Source organism: Rhodanobacter sp. UC4448_H15 (assembly GCF_052978265.1).
The window spans coordinates 1,709,136-1,726,218 of the sequence record NZ_CM129665.1 but is presented as its reverse complement, the minus strand read 5'-3'; the positions used below and the strand labels follow the sequence as shown (position 1 = coordinate 1,726,218).

The 17,083-nt window shown below is 68.6% G+C and carries 14 protein-coding genes; 6 read left to right on the top strand and 8 right to left on the bottom strand.

Annotated features, from left to right (window positions below; translation table 11 throughout):
- Positions 1–2 precede the first annotated feature (2 nt).
- Positions 3–1,946, bottom strand: coding sequence for a CocE/NonD family hydrolase (locus ACVCMI_RS07695; protein WP_447099265.1), 1,944 nt, complete (start codon positions 1,944–1,946; stop codon positions 3–5).
- Positions 1,947–2,413: 467 nt separating this feature from the next.
- On the opposite strand from ACVCMI_RS07695, the gene ACVCMI_RS07690 reads away from it, so the two are divergent.
- Positions 2,414–2,881 (top strand): hypothetical protein, encoded by a 468-nt coding sequence (locus tag ACVCMI_RS07690; RefSeq protein WP_447099266.1) that lies wholly within the window; start codon positions 2,414–2,416, stop codon positions 2,879–2,881.
- Positions 2,882–3,156: 275 nt separating this feature from the next.
- Here ACVCMI_RS07690 and ACVCMI_RS07685 read toward each other — a convergent pair whose 3' ends face one another.
- Together ACVCMI_RS07685 and ACVCMI_RS07680 are read right to left on the bottom strand one after the other, a co-directional pair.
- Positions 3,157–3,804 carry a hypothetical protein gene (locus ACVCMI_RS07685; RefSeq protein ID WP_395117454.1) on the bottom strand — a complete coding sequence of 216 codons (648 nt, stop codon included), beginning with the start codon at positions 3,802–3,804 and terminating at the stop codon, positions 3,157–3,159.
- A 29-nt stretch (positions 3,805–3,833) separates the two neighbouring features.
- Positions 3,834–4,694 carry a TrmB family transcriptional regulator gene (locus tag ACVCMI_RS07680; RefSeq protein ID WP_447099267.1) on the bottom strand — a complete coding sequence of 287 codons (861 nt, stop codon included), beginning with the start codon at positions 4,692–4,694 and terminating at the stop codon, positions 3,834–3,836.
- Positions 4,695–4,861: 167 nt separating this feature from the next.
- On the opposite strand from ACVCMI_RS07680, the gene ACVCMI_RS07675 reads away from it, so the two are divergent.
- Entirely contained in the window at positions 4,862–5,698 is an 837-nt protein-coding gene (locus ACVCMI_RS07675) for a class I SAM-dependent methyltransferase (RefSeq protein WP_447099268.1), read from the top strand.
- A gap of 206 nt (positions 5,699–5,904) precedes the next feature.
- Here ACVCMI_RS07675 and ACVCMI_RS07670 read toward each other — a convergent pair whose 3' ends face one another.
- From ACVCMI_RS07670 to ACVCMI_RS07660, 3 genes are all read right to left on the bottom strand, one after another.
- Positions 5,905–7,119, bottom strand: a complete 1,215-nt coding sequence (locus ACVCMI_RS07670) for a serine hydrolase domain-containing protein (protein ID WP_447099269.1) — start codon at positions 7,117–7,119, stop codon at positions 5,905–5,907.
- A gap of 325 nt (positions 7,120–7,444) precedes the next feature.
- Complete coding sequence (locus ACVCMI_RS07665; protein WP_447099270.1) at positions 7,445–8,302, bottom strand: endonuclease/exonuclease/phosphatase family protein; 858 nt, start codon at positions 8,300–8,302, stop codon at positions 7,445–7,447.
- Positions 8,303–8,433: 131 nt separating this feature from the next.
- Positions 8,434–10,350, bottom strand: coding sequence for a M61 family metallopeptidase (locus tag ACVCMI_RS07660; RefSeq protein ID WP_447099472.1), 1,917 nt, complete (start codon positions 10,348–10,350; stop codon positions 8,434–8,436).
- Between the two features lie 367 nt (positions 10,351–10,717).
- Here ACVCMI_RS07660 and ACVCMI_RS07655 point away from each other — a divergent pair, with 367 nt between their 5' ends.
- The 4 genes from ACVCMI_RS07655 to ACVCMI_RS07640 all read left to right on the top strand — a co-directional run bounded on the left by ACVCMI_RS07655 (position 10,718) and on the right by ACVCMI_RS07640 (position 14,870).
- Positions 10,718–11,983 (top strand): MFS transporter, encoded by a 1,266-nt coding sequence (locus tag ACVCMI_RS07655; RefSeq protein ID WP_447099271.1) that lies wholly within the window; start codon positions 10,718–10,720, stop codon positions 11,981–11,983.
- A gap of 48 nt (positions 11,984–12,031) precedes the next feature.
- A complete protein-coding gene (locus ACVCMI_RS07650; protein WP_447099272.1) occupies positions 12,032–13,324 on the top strand; it encodes a M24 family metallopeptidase in 1,293 nt (430 codons plus the stop codon).
- A 72-nt stretch (positions 13,325–13,396) separates the two neighbouring features.
- Positions 13,397–14,080, top strand: coding sequence for an SDR family NAD(P)-dependent oxidoreductase (locus ACVCMI_RS07645; protein ID WP_447099273.1), 684 nt, complete (start codon positions 13,397–13,399; stop codon positions 14,078–14,080).
- A gap of 40 nt (positions 14,081–14,120) precedes the next feature.
- Positions 14,121–14,870 carry a class I SAM-dependent methyltransferase gene (locus ACVCMI_RS07640; RefSeq protein ID WP_447099274.1) on the top strand — a complete coding sequence of 250 codons (750 nt, stop codon included), beginning with the start codon at positions 14,121–14,123 and terminating at the stop codon, positions 14,868–14,870.
- Between the two features lie 42 nt (positions 14,871–14,912).
- On the opposite strand, the gene ACVCMI_RS07635 is transcribed toward ACVCMI_RS07640, so the two are convergent.
- Positions 14,913–15,578, bottom strand: coding sequence for a glutathione S-transferase N-terminal domain-containing protein (locus tag ACVCMI_RS07635; protein WP_447099275.1), 666 nt, complete (start codon positions 15,576–15,578; stop codon positions 14,913–14,915).
- Positions 15,579–15,634: 56 nt separating this feature from the next.
- Positions 15,635–17,065 carry a hypothetical protein gene (locus tag ACVCMI_RS07630; RefSeq protein ID WP_447099276.1) on the bottom strand — a complete coding sequence of 477 codons (1,431 nt, stop codon included), beginning with the start codon at positions 17,063–17,065 and terminating at the stop codon, positions 15,635–15,637.
- Between the last annotated feature and the right edge of the window lie 18 nt (positions 17,066–17,083).

Here is a 17,083-nt window from a genome sequence, read left to right as displayed (position 1 = left end):
GGTCAATCGCCGTTGGCCACCCCCGCTATCACCGGCAACAGCACGGCGCTGCGCCCATCGCCCCCGTGCTCGATCGTCACCGTGGCCTTGCGGTAGTCGGATGGCTTGGCGAAGAGGATGTTGGGCACGTAGCTCTGCGGGTTGCGGTCGTAGAGCGGGAACAGGCTGGACTGGATCTGCACCATGATCCGGTGGCCGGGCTTGAACTCGTAGTTCACGGTCGGCAGGCGGAACTTGTATTCCTGCACCTGGTTCGGCGGGATCGGCGACGGGTCGGCAAAGCTCCTGCGATAGCGGCCGCGGAAGATGTCCAGCGAGACCGGCAGCTCGTAGCCGCCCATCGCGGGATCGGTCGGATCGGTGCCGGGGTAGACGTCGATCAGCTTGACCACGAAGTCGCCGTCGGTGCCGGTGGTGCTGGCGAAGATGTCGGCGACCGGCGCGCCCTGGACCTTCACGGTGCGGGTCAGCACCGGCGTGACGTAGGTGAGCACGTCGGGCCGGGTTTCGGCGAAGCGCTGGTCGTGGACCAGCCAGGTGCGCCAGCGGTCGTTTTTCTGCGGGATCGGGCGCGGCAGGTAAGGCACGGGCTTGGCCGGGTCGGAGACGTAGCTGTCGCTGCCGCCGGTCGGCTGCTGGAAGCCGAGGCCCATGTCTGCCTGCAGGTAGAGCGGGGTGAGCGACTGCTCGCTGGCCGGCTTCCAGTTCGCGAAACTGTCCCAGTGTTGCCCGACCGCGTTGTAGATCATGGCTTCTGGCAGCGGCTTGGGCAGCGGGGTGCCACGCAGGTAGTGGTTGAACCAGGGGATCATCACGTTCTGGCGGAACTGCGCGGTGGTGTCGCCCGGCCATTTGAGCGGCCCCATGTTCCAGCCGGCGCGGTTGATCTGGCTGTGCCACCACGGCCCAATGACAAGGTGGTTGTTGGCGCCGTGCCCGGCCCTCTTGAGCGCCTCCCAGGCATGCACGGCGCCGTAGATGTCCTCCTGGTCCCACAGGCCCTGCAGCCACATCGTGGGCACGCTGGAAGGATGCGCGACGAGCAGCCTGTCGAGTGCCTGCAACTGCCAGAAGGCGTCATAGGCCGGGTGGGCGGAGAAGCGATTCCACCAGGGCAATTGCCTGAAGCCGTTGGCCTCGGCGTAGGCACCGGCCGAGCCCGCATCGAGGAAATTGGTGTAGTCGTCGTAGCTTTCTCGCGGGATGTTTTTCCCCTCGCCCCGCTTGCTCATCTGGCCGCTGAAGTAGTCGAGGTTCACCTGGCGCAGGGCGCCGTAGTGGTACCAGTCGTCACCCATCCAGCCATCGATCATCGGGCTTTCCGGCGCCGCGACCTTCAGCGCGGGATGCGGGTGGAGCAGCGCCATCGCGACCGTCCAGCCGTCGTAGGACGAGCCGATCATGCCGACCTTGCCGTTCGATTCCTTCGTGTTCTTCACCAGCCAGTCGATCGTGTCCCAGGCATCGGTGGTGTCGTCGGTGGTGGTCGGGTTCAGCGGCCCCATCGGCGGGCGCGTCATGACATAGTTGCCTTCCGATCCGTACTTGCCGCGCACGTCCTGCCAGACCAGGATGGTGCTGCCGTCGGCCCAGTCCTTGTCGCCCGACCACACCGCGTCGGCCATGTGCGGGCTGTTGCCGGTCACGAAGCTGTCGGTGTTGTACGGCGTGCGCTCAAGCAGGATCGGCAGGTCGTGCGCGCCCTTCGGGATCAGGATCACGGTGTGCAGCCTCACGCCGTCGCGCATCGGGATCATCATGTCGCGCTTGATGTAGTCGAAGTTGCCGTGCGGCTGCTTCCAGTCGGGCGGGATGTCGGACCCGGTCTGGATCATGTCGGGCGTGACCTTCGCCGAAGCCTGGCCCGCCGGAGGCATCGCGAACGCGGCGGCTGACAAGAGGCAGACAAGCGAAACGAGTGCCGCGCCCAGCGTGGTCTTCTTCATGTCCAGGGTCCCCCGTGATGATGGTCGTGTCCGCAAATCTGCCGCGGACGGCGGATTCAACTCCGAAGTGCAGCGCGCTTGAACGACCGCTCGAACACTTCTTGCGGCGTGCGAAAGCCTAGCCGCTTCCGCGGGCGGTTGCCGGGTTTGTCTTCGATGTGCTGGATGAAGGCGTCGTCGAAGGTGGCCCGGTTGCAGCCTTTGGGCAAGCACTGACGGATCACGTTCGTGTTTTCGCCGGCACCTCGCCCCCCACGAATGGTACGGGCTATCGGGTCAAGTACGTGTGCTTCGCCTGGCCCGTGCCCGCGGCTATAGTGCTCGCGGGGACCTCCCCCTGTTGCTCTCCAGCGCGCCGCGGCCGCACGGCCGGCGGCGTCGCGGCAGGGCTGCGCTCTCCTTTCCGACGGTTGCGTGCGAGGCCTCGCGCCACCGACCCATTCACAACCTCAAGCGAGATCACAAGGATGAGGAATCGACGTACTGCCACCCTGCTGGCGCCGGCGCTGTTCACGCTCATGGCCGTTGCGCCGCGACCGGCCTCGGCCGGCGTATACACCGACGACCTTTCGAAGTGCCTGGTATCGCGCACGACGTCCGAGCAGAAGGCCGTGCTGGTCAACTGGATGTTCTCCGCCATGTCACTCAACCCGGCGGTCTCGCGCTACGTGTCCATCCCCGCGGCGCAGCGCAAGCAGTTCAACATCGACATGGCGCAGCTGTTCGAGACGCTGCTGACGGTGACTTGCAAGAAGGAGATGCAGGCCGCCGTCAAGTACGAGGGGAGCGGCGCCGTGGGCGCGGCCTTCAACATGCTCGGACAGGTGGCCGGCAGGGAGTTGTTCTCGAACCCCGAGGTTGCCAAGGGCATGGCCGACCTCGAACAGTACATGGACCAGGACAAGCTCAAGGCGGTGATGTCGGCCGCGGAGTGACCCCATGCCGAGGCACCGTGCACCCCTGAAGACCGCGGCGCGATGCTGCGGTTTTCCCGCCGCGGAGCCTCCCATGAAGAACGACGCGCCACGCGGCCCCGGCCTGCATGAGCCAGGCGAGCTGATGGGGCCGCGCCAGCAAGAACATCACGCTGGGTCGCACGCACCCGACGCTGCCGGTTCCGGTGAGCGCTGAAGCCACCGGCGACGCGCCGGGTTGAAAAAGGAAACGGAGGCCTGTGCCTCCGTTTCTGCATCGATTCCGTGGAAAGCCTTCAGTGCAATGAGGCCAGCTTCACGTTCTTCGCCTTCAGCGCCTGGGCGACGTCGTACATCGCCTGGTTGAGGATCTTGTGGGTGTTCTCGTCGGCTCCATGGCCGTACTTGGCGTCGATGTCCTGCATCACCTTGACGTGGATGTCGTGCGAGAGTGCCTTGTCGAACAGCAGGCCGGACCACCAGCTGCCGTCGGCAGCCGTGCCGGCGCTGACCAGGGTGCCGGCGAGCTTGGCGCCCTTGAGGTCGGCCGGCGCCGCAGGCAACGTCACGCCGGCTTCGGTGGCGCGCTTGAGGCCGTCGTTGACGGCGAAGGTCATGCCGTTGATGAAGTTGGTCACGCTCTCATGGCCGTACTGCTTGGTGAGCTTGGCCACCTCCGCGTTGACGGTCTTTTCGCCCAGCATCGAGACCAGCGCCGTGGAGAAGCTGAAGTTGTCGGCGCCGCCACCGGCCTTAACCAGCGCGGCGGTCACATCAAGTGCCGGGGCGCCGAGGTAAGTCTCGCCGCCGAACCAGTTCATCGCCGACGCGTTCATCTGCGCCTGCGGTGCCGCGGCCGGGGCTTCGGCGGAAATCGCCACGCTGGCAAAGGCGATGCCGCCCAGGGCCAACGCTGCTGCCAATACGTTTTTGCGCATGTTCATGGTCATCACTCCTCTTGCATGGAAACGCGTCACGCCGTTCGTGGCGTGGCGTCATTCAGTTCGCGCATGTGCGCGAGAAAATCTCCGGCCGGGTACAGGCCGTCGAGCAGGCGGCGACTCTCGGCCGACAGCAGGCCTTCGAAACGTCCGGCCAGCTCGCTGCCCAGGATCGCCAGCGTGGCGCTTTGCTGGATGTAGGCCGCCGTCAGCGAAACCACCAGCGGTTGCTCGGTGAATATCGCCGTGATGCCGCTGCCGGTGAAATAGCCCAGCAGTGCCGCGTGATCGTCGCTGACCACCAGCAGCCAGCGCGCGCCGCCGGAAACCATGGCGCAGCGATGGAGGTCACCTACGCAGCCGCCGCATTCCACCTCGCAACCTTCCAGGCACAAGGTGGTGATGGCCACGCCGCGCTCTCGTGCGGCACGCAACGGCGCGGCCAGGTGCGCGGCCTCGGTGGGCTGCAGCGCGATGCGCAGGCTGGTCGCGCTGGCTTCGATCAGCTGTCCGGCGCGCTCCAGTACTTCGTCGTCGCGCAGGTTCAATACCATCGGCGGATGACGCTCGCGCGACAGCCGCGACAGCGCCTCGCGGGCATCGCCCACCGCCTTGCGCCGCTCGGCATCGATGTCGCGCAGGAGCTGTTTCGGCGCCGTGGCGACATAGGCCGCGCCGGCCGTGCGTTCGACCCGCACGGCCGCGCCGCGCGCGACCAGCTTGCCCGCCACCGCGTAGACGTTGGCGCGTGGAATGCCGCTGGCCTTGGCCAGCGCATAGCCGTTGAGCTCGCCGCCGGCGACCAGCGCTGCATAGGCGCGCGCCTCGTACTCGGTGAAGCCGAGCTGCTGCAGCGCGTGCAGGATATCGCTGCCTGGCTTGTTAGTAGTCATATGCATAGCAACTATACGCCGCAGCCGGTAGTGGTCAAGCCTTTCCGCCCCGCCGCAGGGCCGTCCGCCCGCCGCAAGGCAACCGGCGCGGGCCTGTACCATCACCGTGACGGGATGACCTGCCCGCCCGGCCAGCCGGCCCGATTTGCCGGCACAGGAATCGCCACTTGTCCCGTTATCACGGTCCGCTGCTGACCCGCCCGATCGCCGACGACCTGCTCGCCGCGCGCGATGCCGGCGCCGCCACCTGGACCGGTTCGCTCGACCTGGGCCTCAGCCACGACACGATTGCGTTGCTGGCCGACGGCTGGCGCTGGCGCGACACGCTCCATCCCTACCCCGGCAAGCTGAAGGAGCGCACGGTCTACTTTTTCGATGGCGATGACTTCGCGCCGGTGGCGCGCTTCGCCGGTTCGCTGATCAAGCTGGTGCCCACCGAGTGGGGCGTGCCCACGTTCGAAATCGACGGCATCAAGATGCTGCCCACGGCCAAGGCCTCGCCGCTCGCCGATGCGCAGCGCAAGGTGGCGCTGGTCGAACCGCGCGGCAAGGCGGTGCTCGATACCTGCGGCGGCCTTGGCTATTTCGCGGCGTGCTGCCTGGAGTCCGGCGTGGCGCGCGTCCAGTCGTTCGAGAAGAGCGCCGACGTGCTGTGGCTGCGCACGCTCAACCCGTGGTCGCCCGACCCGGCCGCCAGCGACGGTCGTCTGCAGATGGAGCACGCCGACGTGGCGCAGGCCATCGGGCAACTCGCCGATGCCTCGTTCGATGCGCTGCTGCACGATCCGCCGCGTTTCGGCATCGCCGGCGAGCTGTACTCGCAGGTGTTCTACGGGGAGCTGGCGCGGGTGTTGCGTCGCGGCGGGCGGCTGTTCCACTACACCGGCAGCCCGAACAAGCTGACCAGCGGACGCGACGTGCCGCGCGAGGTGGCGCGCCGGCTGGAGCAGGCGGGGTTCCGGGCGGAGCTGGCGCTGGACGGGGTGCTTGCCATACGGCGGTGAGCGGGTACGGCGGCGCTTCGACTCCGCCCGCTGCACGGGCTACGCTCAGCGCGAACGGTGGAGGGGTGAAGCGGGCGGTAGGGCGGGCACCGCCCGCCGTGGTCGTGCCACGAAAGGCCGGCGGGCGGTGCCCGCCCTACGCGTTGCTCGCGATGCGCGATGAGGATGCGGCGGCGTTTCGACGGCGCCCGCTGCACGGGCTGCCCTCAGCGGGAACGGTTGAGGGACGGGGGCGCGTCGGAGGATGCATCCGCGCCGCGCTGCACCGCCTTGATGAAGGCACGACGCGAGGCTACCAGCGCCTTCGAGGTCGCCTGCGGCCACGCACCCACCTGCACGATCACGAGTTGCCGCGCCGGATCGACGTAGACCATCTGGCCGAAGATGCCGATCGCGGCGTAGCTGCCGTCGGCATCGGTCCACCACAGGTAGCCGTAGCCGTGGCCGGGGCTGGCCAACTCCTGCTGCTTGCGCATGGCACCGTGCAGCCACGCGTCGGCGATCACCGGCTGGCCGTCGATGCGGCCGCCGTCGAGCATGAACTGGCCGATGCGCGCGTAGTCGGCCAGGGTGGCGGAGAGCCCGCTGCCGCCGGTGTCGCTGCCGTCGCATTCGTCCTTCAGCCAGTACGCGTCCGAGGTCATGCCGTACGGCTTCCAGATCGTCTGCGACAGATAGCCCGCCAGCGACTGGCCGGTGGCGCGCTGGACCAGGATGCCGAGCAGGTCGGTTTCGGCGGTGTTGTAGTTCCAGTGCGTGCCGGCGGGCCAGGCTCGCGGCAGCTTGGCCAGGTACGAGATCACGTGCGGCTGGCCGTTCTCGCAGGCGCTGCGGTACATCTGCGCCACGTCGGAACGCGGGTCGTCGTAATCCTCGTTCCAGCGCACGCCGGAGGTCATCGTCAGCAACTGCTGCACGGTGACCTTGGCGTAGGCGGTGCCGCGCAATTGCGGGATGTAGGTCTCCAGCGTGTCGTCCATGCCGTGGATGTCGCCGCGACGCAGCGCGATGCCGAGCAGGGTCGAGGTGACCGACTTGGCCACCGAGAACGACGTCCAGCGCTGCGCGGGTCCGAAGCCGGGTGCGTAGCGCTGAATACGGATGCGGCCATGCTGCAGCACCATCACGCCAGCCAGGTGGTGCTCGCTCATGTAGCCGGCCAGCGTGACGCCGGCGGCGTCCCAGCGCGGAACCAGCGGCTCACCCTCGGGCAAGGCGTGCACGTGGCTGCCGTGCGCCACGCGGTCAGCGGGAAACAGCTCGTACATGCGCGGAAACTGCGCCGTGCGCTGCGCCTGCGTCCAGAACAGCACGTCCTCGCGTTGCTGACCCACGCTGGGCGCATCTTTGGCCAACAGCGGCAGCGGCACAGCCAGGCACAGCACGAGGGAAAGCAGACGCAAGCCGAGGGTCGAACGCATGATGGTTCCGATGGTGGGGCGAACGCGATTGCGTCAGCCGGAGAATGGGCAAAGGCTGCATTCGCCGGTGCGACAGCCGTTCGATTCTAGTCGTCAGCCTCACGGGTCGTCATGCCTCAGGTCAGCGACATGACTCGCGTCGCTGGCATGGCGGTCGTGAAGAATGCACCGCCAGGTCGAATGCAGGACGACTCAAACCCGCCGGGGCCCCGCGGGAGCCCGCTCGCGGGCGATGCTCTTCACCTTGCGAATCCCGAATCCCGAATCCCTGACCCCCGCCCCAACAGCATCACCCGCCAGCAGGCTCGTGCAGGCCGGGCGTCGCTCATTGGACCGCGGGCGGCGTCGCCACCAGCTCGGCCACCACCGGGAAGTGATCGGAGGGATAGCGCGCACCTTCATGCGTGGTCACCGTGCTCACCGTGCGCGCCTTGAAGCCGCGGCTGAGAATCCAGTCGATGCGCCGGTCGGGCGTGCCGGTGAAGTTGTGGAACGTCCTTGCCGGGCCCGAGCGCGTGGCGGCTTCGATCCAGGCGTCATGCAAGCCGGCGGTCAGCTTCGCGTGCACCGGCGTGTCCGGCGCACAGTTGAAATCGCCGGTGAGGATGACCCGCGCATCGGCCGGCAGCTGGTCGATCCAGCGCAGGATTTCGGCGGCGCTGAGCATGCGCGGGCGCACGTCCTGGTCGCGGTAGGGGAAGTGCGTGTTGAGGTAGTCGAACGTGCCGCCGCCATCGCGCAGGCGGAACCGCGCCCAGGTGACCATGCGCGGATACGGCTGGCCCCAGGTGATGCTGCCGGGTACGTCCGGCGTGTCGGACAGCCAGAAATCGCCGGAGCGCAGCACCTCCAGCCGATCGGTGCGGTAGAACACGCCCATGTGCTCGCCCTTGCTGCCACCCTCGCGACCCTGGCCGAACCAGGCGTAGCCGGGCAGATGCGCGGCGAGGTATTCGCCCTGCTCCTCGGTCAGCTCCTGCGTGCCGAGCACGTCCGGGTGCTGCGCGCGGATCACCTGCACCATCAGCTCGCGCCGGTTCTCCCACGCGTTGGCACCCTGGTCCACCGGCACGCGCACGTTGAAGGTCATCACGCGCAGCGGTGTGGTGCCTGCCGATGCCGTGACCGACACCCCCACTGCCAGCGCGCAGGCGAACATCGCAATCCAGTGACGTGGGCTCATGGTTCTGTCCTCCAGATCTCTTGAAGCAAATCGGATGAGGTTCGATTGGGGTTGGATTCCTCGCTCCAGCCGAACCCTCACCCCAACCCATCTCCCAGAGGGAGAGGGGCTTTACACCCGCGCTCGCGGCTCTACTTCCGTGCCGCGATGATGTCGCCGAGGTAATCCGGCGTGCCCTCGATGCGCTGCAGGTGCGGATACTGCAGCCCGCCGTGGTAGTCCACCGCCACGGTGCGGAGGCTGCCTTGGTATTTCAGCAGCAGCTTGATCGGCGTCTGGTTGCCCTTGGCCGCGGTGATCGCGTCCTTGAGCACGTCGGTGCCGTACGCCTGCCCGTTCACCGCGACCACGGTGGCGCCGGTGCTCACGCCGGCCCTGAACGCCGGGCCGTCCCAGCGCACGTCGTTGATCTCGCCGCCCTTGGTGAGCGTCAGCCCGATCGACCAGGCGAAGTTGAAGATGTGCCGCGGCGATTCCGGGCGGCTCTCGTACTGCTTTTCATAGGCGCTGGGCTGGTCGGTGTAGACCAGCTTCCAGCCGGTAGCGGCCAGGCCGCTGGCCAGCGGGGGATCCAGCGTGTCCACGCGCGCGTGCAGGAAGCTCGCCCAGTCGTTCTTCGCCACGCCGTTCAGTGCCGCCACCACATCGTCGAAGGTATAGGTCCTGGTGACGAAGCTGCCGTCGTCGACGCCGAAGAAGGCACGGGCGAAATCATCCAGCGATTTGCGCCCGTGCGTGAGGCTGCGAATTTTTGCATCCACCGCCAGCCACATCATCTGGCCGCCGCTGTAGTACTCCTCGCTCATTTGCCAGCTGCGGTACGGCAGCGCCGCGCGCAGCGCAGCGGTGGGATCGTTGGTAGTGTCCTCCAGCGTGCGCCAGCCGAAGCCGACCCGGTTGCGGTCGTAATTGGCCGCGACCATCGCCAGCGCATCGCGGAACTGCTGCGCCGTCCACAGGCCGGAGCGCGCGGTCAGCACGAAGCCCCAGTACTGGGTCTGGCCCTCGTACACCCACAGCAGCGAATCGCCCATCGGCACGTTGAAGTTCGGTGTCCACAGATCCGCCGGACGGCGGAACTTGCCGTTCCACGAATGGGTGTACTCGTGCGCCAGCAGGTCGCGGTTGGGCGCGGTGTCGGACCAGGCGGTGAAGTAGTCCGCGTCCAGGCCGTTCTCGCTGGACTGGTGGTGCTCGGTGCCGTTGCCGGCCAGCACGTCCGACAGCGAGAACAGGAAGTCGTAGTGGTCGTAGTGCTGCGAGCCGAACAGCTTCACCGCCTGGGTCACCAGCGCGCGGTGCGCCTTCAGCTGCTGCGGGGTGATCTCCAGGTACTTCGGCGCATCCGCGACGATGTCCAGGTGCACCGGCACCTTGCTGTCCGGGGCAAGGTCCACGCGCTTGAAATAACGCCCCGCGTAGACCGGCGAATCCACCAGCGTGTTGAAGGTCACCGGCTTGAACGTGACGGTGTCGCCCTTGCGCGCCGAGGTTTCCAGCGCAGTGCCGAACTGCCAGCCCGGCGCCAGCGTGAGGCTGGGCGCGACCGTGATGCCGCGCGTGTAGTGCCCGGCCGGATACAGCGCGACCTTGCTCCACGCCATGTCCATCATGCGGTCGGTGATCTCGAAGCCGCCGCGGCGCGGCGACAGGTACTGGAACTGCACGTCCAGGCTGGACGCGCCTGCGGGCACGTCGAGGTGGAACGCGTAGACGTTGTACTTGTCGCGCTTCCACGCCACCGGCTTGCCGTCGGCGCGGAGCTTCAGTCCGGCCAGCATGTCGATCGGGCCGGTGGGCGAGTGGTCGCCGGGAATCCACTGCGGATACAGCAAGGTCAGCGCACCGGCCGTGACCGGAATCGTCTCCTGCACGCGGAAGATGCCCTGCGCCGTGTCGCTGGCATCGACATGCAGCGCGATCGTACCGGCGTACGGCGTGTCCTGCGGGTCCGGCACCTGCAGGCTGCGCTGTTGCTGCGCCAGCGCGGTGCCGGCAAACAGCGCCAGCGAAGTCGCCAGCATGCAAGTGCAAGCCAGCCGGCGCATGGCCGACGAGCGGGCGGAAGGACGAGCGGGCATGGGCGACTCCGTGATGCGGCGGGAAGTGCATCAAACTAGCACCACTGCCCTGGCGCATGGCAGCGTACCCCTGCCCGCAGGAACCTGCGGCCATGTACCGGCAGGTAGCACGCGACCTGCTTTCCACGACAAGGCTTCCGCGTGACGCGGCACGGGTTGCCGGGTGGCGGGTTCGCGCGACGCAGGCATTTGCTTGGACGACGGCGACCCGCGGCGTATCCTGAGCGGCGCTGATGGCCGACCGCGTGACTGCGCTGCCCGGTGCGGCCGGCGGCCCGATCCGGCGTGCGGCGTGGGCACGGCAGGCACCCCTCCACCCGTGATGCTTCCCCGCATGAAAGACACCGTGTCGAACACTTCCTCCCTCGCCACCGCCAGCGAAGCGGGCGGCGCGCCGCCGGTGATCGCGGCGGCGACCACCACGCCGCTGTCGACCACGCGCTACGGCGTGCTGGGCGCGGTGAGTTTCGTGCACGTGCTCAACGACATGATGCAGTCGGTGATCCTGGCGATCTACCCGCTGCTCAAGGGCGAGTTCGCGCTGAGCTTTTTCCAGATCGGCGCGATCACGCTGACCTTCCAGCTGACCGCCTCGCTGCTGCAGCCGGTGGTGGGCATGGTCACCGACCGGCATCCGCTGCCGTACACCCTGCCGGTCGGCATGTGCTTCACCCTGGCCGGCCTGTTGCTGATGTCGGTGGCGCCGAGCTACCCGGTGCTGTTGCTGGCGGTGGCGCTGATCGGCTGCGGCTCTTCGGCGTTCCATCCGGAATCCTCGCGGGTGGCGCGGATGGCCTCGGGCGGGCGCTATGGCCTGGCGCAGTCGGTGTTCCAGATCGGCGGCAACCTGGGCCAGGCGCTGGGGCCGCTGATGGCGGCGGGCGTGGTGCTCACGCTGGGCCGCGCGCACGTGGGCTGGTTCGGGCTGGCGGCGCTGCTGGGCATCGTGGTGCTGCTGCAGGTCAGCCGCTGGTACAGCCGACACATCGAGGAGCGCGTGCGCAAGCACCTGGCCTCGGACCAGCCGCCGTTCCCCGCGCCGGTGGTGCGCCGCACGCTGGGCGTGCTGATGGTGCTGATGTTCTCCAAGTTCTTCTACCTGGCCAGCATCAGCAGCTACTACGAGTTCTACCTGATCCACCACTTCGGCCTGTCGATGACCACCGCCACGCACCTGCTGGCGGTGTTCCTGATGGCCGTGGCCGCCGGCACCCTGTTCGGCGGCCCGCTCGGCGACCGCATCGGGCGCAAGCAGGTGATCTGGGTGTCGATACTCGGCATCGCGCCGTTCACCCTGCTGCTGCCGCACGTGGGGCTGGCATGGACGGTGGGCCTGAGCGTGGTGATCGGCGTGGTGCTGGCATCGGCCTTCCCGGCGATCATCGTCTACGCGCAGGACATGATGCCCCACCGCGTCGGCATGGTGTCAGGCATGTTCTACGGGCTTTCGTTCGGCCTCGGCGGCATCGGCGCGGCCGTGCTCGGCGTGGTGGCGGACCACTACGGCATCGTGTTCGTGTACCAGGTCTGCGCGTTCCTGCCGCTGCTGGGATTGCTGGCGGTGTTCCTGCCCGACGTGCGACCGCCTGCGCGCGCGTGACCGCGCCGGGTGTGCGAACCTTTCATTCTCCATGCCAGGCGAACACCCATGAGCCACGATGAAACCCTCCAGCCATCGCGACGCCGCTTCCTGAAACACTCCGCGCTGGGCGCCGCTGCGCTGCCGCTGCTGGGCGCCGGTACCGCCAGTGCGGGCGACACGGGCAGTGCACTGCCGCCCTCGATACTGGCGCTGGAACCGGTGGCGCCGCGCGCCGTGCCGATCACCGATGCCGAGCGCGAAGGACGCCTGCGCAAGGCACAGCGGCTGATGGCCGAGCACGGGATGGACGCGGTGTTCATGGGCGGCGGCAGTTCGCTCGAATACTTCACCGGCATGCACTGGTGGGTCAGCGAACGCACCACCGGCATGCTGCTGCCAAAATCGGGGGACCCGGTCTACATCACGCCGGCGTTCGAGCGCGAACGCACGCTGGAGCAGATCGCCTTCGGCAGGAAGGACGTGCGCACCTGGCAGGAGTTCGAGAGCCCGTACGCGCTGATCGCCGGCGTGCTCGCCGAATGGCGCATGGCCACCGGCACGCTGGGCATCGAGGAGCAACTGCGCTCGGCCACGCAGTTCGGCATCGCCGCCGCGGCGCCGCACGTGAAGCTGGTCAGCGCCACGCCGGTCACCGCCGGTTGCCGTGCGATCAAGAGCCCGGCCGAGCTGGCGCTGATGCAACTGGCCAACGACGCCACCCTGGCGGTGTACCACGCGGTGTGGAAGGCGTTGCAGCCGGGCATGACCCAGCAGCAGATTTCCGCCCTGGTGGATGCGGCCTACGCACGCCAGGGCCTGCGCGGCGACGCCAGCGTCAACGTCGGCGCGTTCACCGCCTCGCCGCACGGCTCGCCGCTGCCGCAGCACATCAGCGAGGGCACCGTGATCATGCTCGACGACGGCTGCAAGGTCGGCGGCTACCAGAGCGACCTCACCCGTACCTTCGTGCTGGGCAAGGCCAGCGACAAGATGAAGCGCGTGTTCGACATCGTGCACCGCGCGCAGCAGGCGGCGCTGAAGGCCGCGCACCCCGGCGCCACCATGGAATCGGTGGACGCCGCCGCGCGCAAGGTCATCGTCGACGCCGGCTACGGCCCCGGCTACAAGTACTTCAGCCACCGCCTCGGCCATGGCATCGGCATGGACATGCACGAGTGGTACTACCTCGTGCAGGGCAACAAGCGCGCGCTCGAAACGGGCATGACCTTCAGCGACGAGCCGGGCATCTACCTCCCCGGCGAGTTCGGCGTGCGGCTGGAGGACGACATGCACATCACCGACGACGGCGCACGCTGGTTCACCCCGCAGAGCCCGTCGATCGAACTGCCGTTCGGCTGATCGGCTGGCGTTTTCTTTGTACGGCCTGCGCGGCAGGCTATCCTGTCCGGCGGACAGCCTCGGGAGAACACCATGCAACTGGACCACCTGCGCGTCGCCGTCACCGGCGGTTTCGGCACCCTGGGCCTCGCCACGGTGCAGGCGGCGCTGGCCGCCGGCGCCCGCGTCGCCGCCATCGATCGTGCCCCCGCACCGAGCGCAGGCATCGGCGCGGCCAGCTGCATCGGCGGCGTCGACCTGGCCGATCCCGCCGCCGCGGCGAACGCGCTGGACACTGCCGCCGAGGCCATGGGCGGGCTCGACGCGCTGGTCAACATCGCCGGCATGTTTCGCTACGAGAGCGTGGCCGACGGCAACGCGGACACCTGGGACCTGCTCTACCGGGTCAACCTGCGCACCGCCGTCGCGGCGAGCCAGGCCGCGCTGAAACACCTGCATGCCGGCGGACGCATCATCAACATCGGCGCCGCGTCCGCGCTCAAGGCCGGCGCCGGCGTGGCGGCCTATACCGCCTCCAAGTCCGGCGTGATGCGTTTCACCGAATCGCTCGCCGAGGAGCTCAAGGAGCGCGACATCACCGTCAACGCGCTGCTGCCCAGCATCCTCGACACGCCGCCCAACCGCGCCGACATGCCGAAGGCCGACTTCACGCGCTGGGTCAAACCGGAGCAACTGGCCGACGTGATCGTGTTCCTGCTGTCGAAACAGTCCGCCGCCATCACCGGCGCCCTGATCCCGGTGACCGGGCGCGTGTGACCGTCGCCCCTCAACCCTCCAGCCGCCCACCACGACGCCCATGCCCACTCCCTCCGTGGTCGACCAGGCCAGCGCGCGCGCCGAGAACTTCCGCACCGGCTTCGCGGGCCAGCCGATGCGCGAGTACAAGGGCCTGCCGATCTACGCCGCCCCCGGATTGCATGAGGCGGCCACCGAACTGCTGGTCGGCGCGGCGAGCGCGGGCGCGCGCGTGCTGGAGTTCGGGGCCGGCAGCGGCGCGATGTCGTTGCGGCTGACCGACCTGGGTTTTCACGTCACCGCCAGCGACCTGTTTCCCGAAAGCTTCAAGCCGACCGACGTGCCCTTCGTCGCGGCCGACCTCAACGGCGCATTCGCCGCGCAATGGCCGCAGGGCTTCGACGCGGTGATGGCGCTGGAAATCGTCGAGCACCTGGAAAACCCCCGCGAGGTGCTGCGGCAGATCCGCGCCCTGCTGCCGGTCGGCGGGCAACTGGTGCTGTCCACGCCGAACATCGCCAACCCGGTCTCGCAGGCGCTGTTCCTGCGCACGGGCCAGTTCCAGTGGTTTCGCGACATCGACTACCGCGAACAGGGCCACATCACCCCGCTCAGCCCGTGGGTGCTGGAAAAGGCGCTGCAGGAAGCCGGCTTCACCATCCGCGCCGAACGCGCCGTCTCCAGCCCGTTCCGCCGCATCCGCCGGCTGGGCTGGACCGTGCGCCTGCTCGCACCATGGTTCGCCTTGTTCAACGGCCTGCCGCGCGCACGCCGCGGCGAGGTGTGGCTGGTGCGCGCGGAGGCGAGCTGACGTCGCCAGGCTCGGTGCAGCGCTTCGCCGGGGCCGACCGCTTCAATCCCGAGCGGGCGTGTCAAACCGATAAGCCGTGCTTCGCGCCGAAGCCCGCTGCCCGAAGACGCGGGCGAAATCGCCGAGTCGCACATACGGCGCGAGTGGCACGGTAGTGCGGAAGGCCAGGTGTTCGAGCAGGCAGAACAGCGACACTTCCAGCATGCCCAGATCGTGCGGCGGCAGGGTGGCGATGATCGAGGGCGCCCGCTCGTCAAGCCACGCCAGTGCGTTGCGCAGGCCCGTGGCCGCCTTGACGAAGTAGATGCTGTCCGGCGAAAGCCCCGCGATCTGCGTGCCGAACCCGAGCTGCACCTGGGCCTGCATCGCGTGCCAGACCAGCTCCTGCGCGTTGCGCGCCGGCGCGTCACGCAGATTCTCGGGCCAGAGAATCACGGCGGAGCGCGGGGCGAGCTCCGCCAGCGTGCGGCAGATGTTCTCGGTCCCGAAAACCACTGTCCCGCCATGACTGAGCACCGGCAACTTGAGGGCGGGGTTGCCCGTGTAGCTGCGCTCGTCCAGCGAGGCCAGGTCGTACACCGGCGCAAACTCGCAGGCCACGTCCAGCTCGAGCGCGAACATGCGCGCCAGACGGGTGTAGTGGGAGCTGCTGCGCCCGGTGATGCGCGGCAGCGGGCTCGCAGCGGCCTCGTCGGATCGAACGGACATCGCGGCGCCTCGCACAGGAGAGTCCCGTCATTATCGCCGCCGTCTGCGTCCCCCGATCAAGCGTCCTTCCCTCCCCCACCCGCCGGCAGCAGCACGCCCACGCCGAGCAGCGCGGCGATCGCGCCCAGCACGAAGATCACCGCCTCGCCGGAGGTGGCCAGGTGCGCCGACGGCAGCGCGCGGCTGACCCAGTCGATGCCAACTGCGTAGGCCAGCGTCATCAGGATCGCCGACGCCACGCCGATCGCCAACGCGTACCAGGCTCGGCGGCGCCCCTTGCCGCGGATGAACGCACCGAGGAGACCGCCGGCAACAGCCGCGGCCAGGAACAGCCACGGCGCGGTGAACACCACGGTGGCCGGTTGGGAAACCACGCCGGCGTCGGCGACACTCACGCTGGTGGAGCTGGCCGAATCAGAGCGCAGCCGCGCGGTGGCCACGCCCTGCGCGTCGAGCTTCACGTAGGTGGGGTCGAGCGAGCCGTGCTCGTTGCGCAGCGTCACCGGATAGCCGTCGGGCGTGACCAGGCCGCGGGCGCGCAGCGTGATCGCGGTCTGGCCGATGCCCCAGCCGGCGATCTGCGGATTGGCGGCGATCACCTCGATGGTGGGTTTCACCACCGGCAGGTCGATCGCGTTGCCGCGATCCTGCGGGTCGGCGCTGACCGACACGTGGTAGCGATCGCCGGGGAAATCCGGCACGGTCACGCGCACCGCATGCCAGCGCCCGACGTCGGCGATGCTGAGCGGCGCGGGCGTCACGTCGGAGGCACCGGCCGCGGTGATCGCCACGGTTACCGGCGTGTTCAGCGGGCGCCGATCGGCGGGATCGTCGAGATTGGACAGCGCCACCGAGAAGCCGCCGCGCCAGGCGGAATGCGCAGCGTCCAGCACCAGCCCGGTGTTGTCGGCGATGAGCGCAGCCAGCCGCACCGGGCTGGCCTCCGCCCCGGTGGTGGCGCTCACCACATAACCCAGCCGCACGGCGGATGTCTGCGCCCCGGCCGGCAGCGCCGCGCGCAGCGGCGCCGACAGCGCCACCCGGGTCGCGCCGGTACCGGTGCGGGTGACGAAGACCGAACCCGGCCGTGCCTGTTCGGCAACCGTATCGGGATTGACCACTTCGACATGGCTGCCGGACACCGCCTTCACCTCGCCGCTGCTCAGGGCCAGCGGGTCGAGATGGAACTTCTGCGCCGCCCGTGCGGCAGCCGGGCTGAGTACGGCGGCCGGCCTGGTGGTGGTTGCCGACGCCGGCAGCGGCGGCTGCCCCGCCACTACGTGCAGCATCGCATCACTCAACGCCACGTGTTGCTCCGCACTCGGGGCAGACACATGCGTGACGCTGCTCGCCGCCTTCGCCACCGGCACCAATGCCTCGTGCTTGTGCAACTGCTGCAGCGATTGCGCTGGCGGCTGCGCCAGTGCATCGACACTGCCGAGGCAGGCAAGGCCCGCGATCAACCCCATGGTGATGCATCTGCGCATGTCGTCCCCCGAAGGTTC